Raw genomic sequence first — 7,205 nt, 5'->3', positions numbered from 1 at the left:
TAATTCAATTCTTTAATTCAATGTCGTAGCCATTTATTAAAGTAATTTATGAAGGTTTTTATATAGTAACTTATCTCAGTTAGCAGCATCAAATAATTATAATTGTTCTGCAATGATCGAACTGACTAGCTTTTCTGCTTCAATATAAGTGGATTCATAAATGAACGAGTTTTTAACATCAAAGGGGATCGGTAATAATTCAATCCACCTTGCCACAATCCAATAAGGGTTAAGTTGTAAATTATGTTCATATAAATCTTTCAATAACTCATTACTCTCTACTAACGACTTTAACGAATCCATTAATAAAGGGATTGGCGCAGAAGATTCATTTTCCGCCCAGTGTTTGATAGGAACAGCGGCAGCAAAGTGAAGTTTTTCTTTATTTTGTTCAACCTGATTCACTTGTACTAACGTTTTACATTTTACATCTATTTCTAATACGCCATCCTCACCTTGATCAAAATTTATAATTTCAACCAAACTTCCCCAAATAGCCAACTGTTCTGACTTATTATCTACATCAGGACAGATAATAAAGCCCCCATTACTTGTTGCTAAGCTCACCATTTTCAAATAACGCGCTTCAAAGATTCTTAAGCGAGTTATGCCACCTGGTAGCAAAAAAATGCTCAGTGGAAAAAGGGGTAAATTAACTGTTTTATTGTGCATTTATGTACCTATTTGTTACCTTTGTTTTAATCATCTTACAAGAAATACTTCTCTTTTCAGATCGTCTTTTTCTAGATTAATTGACACTTTTTAACGGGCAATTGCTTATCAAAAAACAACGTCACATTCGCAACATTAAAACCAAACTTAGATATTGCAGTTTTATTCATTACTCGATATTCATCTAATTGATACATCCAATCATTCATTGTTACATTATAAGTACTTTCATCCACTTGCAGCGCTAATGTATATTGCAGTTGGAAAGCAAAACCTTGATGCTTACCTACCGCCGTGCCAATCACATCTTCAGCAGAGCCTAAATAACTGCCATCCTGTTGTTTAGTCAACAACCAATTTCGGTAACTAATTTCACCATCATCAAAATAAAATTTTTCTGCTAATACTCCGCTATCGCCCTGCCATCTGCCAGATAATTCAACACAGAAACGCCTCGTTACTTTATCGCTTCTATCCTGCAATGTTCCCCAGGCAATCAAATCACCATTAAAATACTGTTTCAGGTCAAATTCTTTACTCTGCTGTTGGTAATCTTCTATGTTTGCAGAGCAACTCATTAGTAGTGTCGATGTAAAAACAGACGCTAAAGCAACCGACGTAACTTTTTTATATTTAAGTCGCGATTTTCTAGACTGATTCATTGCTTTTTTAAACTTAATCATTAACTGTTCTCCCTAACAATTGAGCTCGTAATTTAGGCTCGCTGGTATTTTTTGATAACCAAATATCTAAAAATAAAGTAGCGAAATGTTCTCCGGTCATAGCACCTAACAATTCACCGTTATAATAAAAGGCACTTGAGTTGTTTTGCACCACTAGCGCCAAACTATCACCTGCTTTGATGTTCGGCCAAATAGCAGTTAATTGTGGTAAATAGTCCTTGTATTGTTGTTCATTTATTGCCAAGTGTTGCCATTGTTCAATCGTGTATTCAACTAAATCTACTGCAGACACATCTTTTAGATACTCAATTTTATATATCAAATCATCGTGACTAGATAATTGTGAATATTGACCTGATGATGTTGATAGCTGACTTTTATACAAGTCCCAAAATAATACTGAATAAACAGCATTGCCTACAAATTTCAACTCATGTTGTTGTTGATAAGATGACAATGTTGTTGGCCACTGTGTATTGTTGTGATCAATATTAGTTTCTGCATTAATCGCATTCATGAACAACAATGAAAAAAACAACAATCCAACATTCCTGCATATTTTAAACATTTGGATACTCTCTATCTTTAGATTTATCTGTTTTCAGTTGAGTAAAAACATCTATTGATTGTGAATTAGGGGTTCAACCGAATCATTACTGTTTGTGACAAATAAAAGTGACTTTAATAAAAATATGATAAGGAATAATAAAGCCCAAATAACGCCGAGCACTATATATGTTTCAACTATTGGATAGGCAAAATCGACGGCATTAAACTTCTCTCCAGCTACAATATAACTGAGAGGAGCAATTAAGAATCCGACACTGACTTGTAATAATTTAGAATGCTTTAAAAAAGATAAACTATGTGAAACCGTACTTGCAAAACACGCCCACAGTACAATTAACCAGAAAGGTGTATAACCCGACCCCATAAATATGAAGAAATTACTGTAATTAAGCAGTGAGTCAATTGACACACCTATTACGGTGATCACTAAAACGAGTTTAGCTTCATTTTTATTATCAGATAGAAGCAGTAAATGAATAGCTAACATCAGTAGCGCAACCGGTATAAATATATTGCCCCAATATACGAGACCAAACCAAGCAAAGTTAAATCCGATCATATTCACTAACATGTTAACTCCTAACCATCTCTTTGTGCATGAAAGTTAATACGAAACTAAACTAGATTTAGATCTCTCCTAGTGATTTATTTATCGTAGTGTTTGAGCTGTTGATTCTCACCTATAAAAGGAAGGGCTTTTATCGTAAAGATAATTCTCATGGTAATCATCTTCAAAAATTAGCTGAAACCAACTGTTTATAAACAGATTGGTTGCCAATATTTTTACTAGTATAAGGCTTTAGCCATTGAAAAATTTAGGTAAATAATAGCGCCTCATGTGTGCGAACTGAGCATTAATGCGACATTAATTTAAATAATGATGGGGACAATGCTTAAAGACTTATTAAGATTTATAAACCTTTACAAATATGAATAGATGCAGTGGCAAAGAAATTTAGAGCAATATTCTAGAATATATTTCCAAACTTGTGTGATGCCTATTACGATTGTAAAAGGCATAAATCGTAATTAATAATTTTCTTAATATCAGTTTCGAGAGAAAGTTCGTCAGCCAACTATCTAAAATGTAGGGATTACCTTCGCAGCGATGTCCCATTAAAGTAACTCTGTTGTTTCTCGATTATAATTTTCTACTTGAATAATATGAGCTTGGTTTCTGCCTTTTTCTTTTGATTGATATAAAATTTTATCAACAATATCAAAAAACTTTTCAGCGGAAAGTTCTTGCGTAGGAATAGTCACTGCTCCTCCTAGACTGATAGTCAGAGTATTACCTACAATAGAATTTTTGTGAGGTATTTTTAGATTTTCAACAGTATCAATTACCATTTTCGCTACTTTTTTTGCCCCCTCTAAATTAGTACTAGGAAGAATTAAAACAAACTCTTCTCCACCGTATCTGGCGACAAAATCATTTTTTCTTAAACATTGCGAAATACCTTCTGCCACACCTTTAAGGCTGATGTCTCCTTTTTGATGACCATAGGTATCATTATATAATTTAAAAAAATCAATATCCGCGATAATTAATGCGAAACTTTTTTGTTCTCTGAAACTCATAGCCCAGTATCTATAATACGCTCTATCAAAAGCTCTCCTATTTGCAATGCCGGTTAATGCATCTGTTGATGAGTCAATTTCAAGTTTCGAATTAATTCCTTCTAAGAGGTTTGTTTGCTCTGCAATTGTCTTACACATGTCATTTAAACCATCTACTAATATACCAATTTCATCCGAGCGATTAATCGGCACTTGTGCATTGAAGTCTCTGTGTTTATTTAATTGATGGAGAAAATTTGTCATTAGTAACATTGGATTTAAAATTAATTGGCGAAGAAAAAACAGTATCATTATAAGGAGAATAAGACTTGCTATTATCATTATAGTCGAGCTAAATCTAAGCGCTGATATTCCTTTTTCGGTGATATCTCTTGGAAATTGAGTTTCGATGATAAATGCTTTTTTTGAGAAAAAATCTGAATATCCTGCATACGCTTTTAGCTCATGTTCAAATGTTTCAATATATTTATCTTTATGTTTATTTAGCTCCGTTGATATTGGGTTAAATGTAATGTCGCTAGGTAAGATAATTTTGAATGGGATTTGAATTTGATCGGCTAATTCTGTTAATGTTTTCGTGGTGAGAAATTTTCCCATAATAAATGTTCCAGTACTTGGGCCAACTTCATCTGAGTTGTAAATAAGTCGAGATACTATCAGCATCGGCCCGTATTCAGTGGTTAAAACGCCTGTTATTGCTGTCAATCTGTTCACATTTTCAAATTGTAACATTGGATGATTATCAGGGAGCTTTGTTTCATTAAATGCTGAAAGTTCAACTTCTTTCTCAAAATCTGGACTAAATATTTTCCCCCAGACAACTTCATTTTTGTTGTTAAGTAGAAAAATTAATTGTAGTTGATAAGAGGTAAACGTTGCGTCGACTAAATTGCTATCTTCATAATCTTTTGTCGGGTTTTGAACATATTCAAAAGTGTCTGTCCATGAGGACCAATCATCTGTTCGGTGTGAAATATCTAATAACAATCTATCAATAGCACCCGTTGCACGTTGTAAATTTTTACTCGCTTCTTGTTGCTCTATTTTATAGAAACTAGGGTATATAACTTTCTCTTTCACTATAAAATCAGTTAGACCGATTATGATAAATAGGCTGGTCATTATCAATATGAGTTTAAGTTGAAGTGATTGCTTAATTATTTCCATTTTACTCGTTTCAGTTATAGAGAGAGATGCTTGTATATTATGATTTCAAAATACAAAATTGAATGCCAACAAATAAATTGAACTGTTCTAAAATTATTACCACTAGAAAGCAACGCCATATAGCCATTTTTCATAGCACGTCTGGATATCAACGAATGTTATTGGTTCAACATATCCATGAGTGTTAACTATCCAAAATAATGTCTGAATATAACAAAGTAGCTGATCAATATTAGGTCAGTTAGATGATTGTTAGCTTTGTCCATCAGCATTTCCCTGTAATACGGAAAAGTGCGAACTCAAATGTATCGATAATGCTTTGCTGTGCAAAATCAATTCAAACTACTTTACTTTACTTTACTTTACTTTCGTAAGGTAAGTCAGGTTTGTAATTAGCCGTACTGACTCTAGTTAATTAATCGTATATTTTAAAAGTAAGTGCGGTAAGTTATTTTAAATACTCTGTCCTCCTCCCTTCTCTGAAATTACTTCAATGAGAAGAGAGGATTATTAACTTAGCTAGTACAAAGACAATCTAAAGGTTATTAATAATTATTATTCGGTTTTAAATTGATTAACTAATGATTTTATTTTCCCCGACAATTGTGTTGTGTGTTGACTATTGTTTGCTGTTTTTTTAGATCCTTCTGCTGTTCGCTCTACATGCTCATTGATGGTTTCAACAGTACAACGTATTTCTTTAAGAGTGGTACTTTGTTCATCTGTTGCCGCTGCAATTTGATGATTAATTTGAGTGATAGAAGCGACTGAACCTGTTATTTCCCCGAAAAAATTTCCCGCTTCATCAGTATTCTGAACACATGCTGTCGTTCTTGTTTTGCTAAACTCCATAACCTGAACAGCTTCTTTAGCACCTTTTTGAAGTCTTTCAATCATTTTTTGAATTTCAGACGTAGAATCTTGTGTTCGTTTTGCCAAGGTACGCACTTCATCCGCAACAACAGCAAAACCACGGCCTTGCTCACCTGCTCGAGCTGCTTCAATAGCAGCGTTAAGCGCCAATAAGTTGGTTTGGTCGGAAATGCCACGAATAACATCTAAAACTGAACCAATATTATCAGAATCATCTGCCAATGTATTAATGACTATAGAAGCGTTTTCTATATCCGTTTCTAATAGATTAATATTATTAATTGCCTCTCTAATGACACTAAGGCCTGTTGATGCAGCGCTATCAGATAGGTTTGCCTGTTCGACGGCTAAAATCGCGTTATGTGCAATTTCTTGCACCGCTGGTAGTATTTGGTCTAGAGCCACGAGTAATTGTTGAATTCCACTTTTTTGCTCTGCTACAGACTGATCGGTTATACTTGCTGTTGAACTTAGCTGTATTGAAGAGGCTTCAACATCTTCAATAGAATGGCGTAATTCAATAACAACATTTTGTATGTGATTAGCAAAAAGATTAAAGCCTTTTCCTAAGTTAGAAATTTCATTGTTACCTTTTTCATCTAAGCGCTGACTTAAATCACCTTCTCCTTCACCAATATTTAGCATCGCATTTACCGCGCGTTCTAACGGTTTAAATAATACTTGTACAATAAAGAAGATAAGTAAAACGATTAAAGTCGCAACTAAAAACTGGCTTAATAAACTCATTTCTATCCAAAATGAAGCATCTTCTTGTGAAGATTTTAATTCTAAATTTGTTCGATCATCTATCGAAGTAAAAAATGATCTAACAGGAACCATTATTTTTTCTACTTCATTATGATAATTACTATTGAATACAATACGCAAAGCAAATTCATTGACAGTCTCATTTGGTAAAGCTTGGAAAGGCCCGTCAACAATTTTATTTTGCTTAACTGATTCCATTGCTTGGGTTTCTGTCGCAATCAAGGCGTTTGAATTTTTAGATGCTTCATCAAGTAGACTAAACTCTGCCTCGGAAAAGTTTAACTCCTTCATAATGTCACTTTGTTTTTTACGTTCTCCAGGAAACAGCGCTTTATTGACAAAGCTAGGACGTTTAATTTCTCCATTTCTCCATTTTACGACATCCCAGTAAGCATCCCAATATTGCATATCTCCAGTTGCGACAAAAGTCCGGCAAAGGCGAGTTAAATCAGCTGATGTCAATCGAAATTCATTAGCCAAAATATAAGAGAGATAACGTGTATTACTGTATTTATTTTGTTCATCATTTTTATCGTTTGCTAAACTTTCAAATAAGATAGCACCGGCGATCAATATCATGACCATCACAAACATAGCAATTAACTGTTTTTTTATTGTCATTTTGCAGCCCCAAAGATGTTATTACAGATAACATCTAAGCACAAAAAAAGAATTCAACAAGCTGTACCTTAGAACTTTTTAGTATTTAGCTACTAGGTCTCACTTTTATTTTTTATTTGATTGCAAGGCTCTTTCCGCAATACTCTCCATTGGTTTGTGAGAAAAGTTAACAATCCATAATGCTAACAAACACCGAGCAAATGACATGAATGTTTTGTGAATGAATGCGGTGGAGTCGAAGAGAATAACGTCAAAGAAATATCCCCTAAC

Annotated in this window: 6 protein-coding genes; all 6 read right to left on the bottom strand. The window is 33.8% G+C overall.

The features are described from left to right. Positions 1–96: 96 nt before the first annotated feature. The 6 genes from H5084_RS17085 to H5084_RS17060 all read right to left on the bottom strand — a co-directional run bounded on the left by H5084_RS17085 (position 97) and on the right by H5084_RS17060 (position 6,935). Positions 97–672: an LON peptidase substrate-binding domain-containing protein gene (locus H5084_RS17085; RefSeq protein WP_182691796.1), complete on the bottom strand. Its 576-nt coding sequence runs from the start codon at positions 670–672 to the stop codon at positions 97–99. 71 nt (positions 673–743) lie between these two features. Beyond that, positions 744–1,355 carry a DUF3833 domain-containing protein gene (locus H5084_RS17080; protein ID WP_259396887.1) on the bottom strand — a complete coding sequence of 204 codons (612 nt, stop codon included), beginning with the start codon at positions 1,353–1,355 and terminating at the stop codon, positions 744–746. Next, entirely contained in the window at positions 1,348–1,923 is a 576-nt protein-coding gene (locus H5084_RS17075) for a chalcone isomerase family protein (protein WP_182691794.1), read from the bottom strand. Before H5084_RS17075 ends, H5084_RS17080 begins: the two co-directional genes overlap by 8 nt. Positions 1,924–1,974: 51 nt before the next feature. Further along, on the bottom strand, positions 1,975–2,496 hold the full coding sequence (locus H5084_RS17070; RefSeq protein ID WP_028867946.1) for a DUF2878 domain-containing protein: 522 nt from the start codon (positions 2,494–2,496) through the stop codon (positions 1,975–1,977). 545 nt (positions 2,497–3,041) lie between these two features. Continuing rightward, positions 3,042–4,673, bottom strand: a complete 1,632-nt coding sequence (locus H5084_RS17065; protein WP_182691792.1) for a diguanylate cyclase domain-containing protein — start codon at positions 4,671–4,673, stop codon at positions 3,042–3,044. A gap of 555 nt (positions 4,674–5,228) precedes the next feature. Further along, positions 5,229–6,935 carry a methyl-accepting chemotaxis protein gene (locus H5084_RS17060; protein ID WP_182691790.1) on the bottom strand — a complete coding sequence of 569 codons (1,707 nt, stop codon included), beginning with the start codon at positions 6,933–6,935 and terminating at the stop codon, positions 5,229–5,231. Between the last annotated feature and the right edge of the window lie 270 nt (positions 6,936–7,205).

This window comes from Psychromonas sp. SR45-3 (assembly GCF_014163575.1).
Lineage (GTDB): Bacteria > Pseudomonadota > Gammaproteobacteria > Enterobacterales > Psychromonadaceae > Psychromonas > Psychromonas arctica.
The sequence above is the reverse complement of the archived record's forward strand: the minus strand, read 5'-3'. Positions and strand labels throughout refer to the sequence as shown.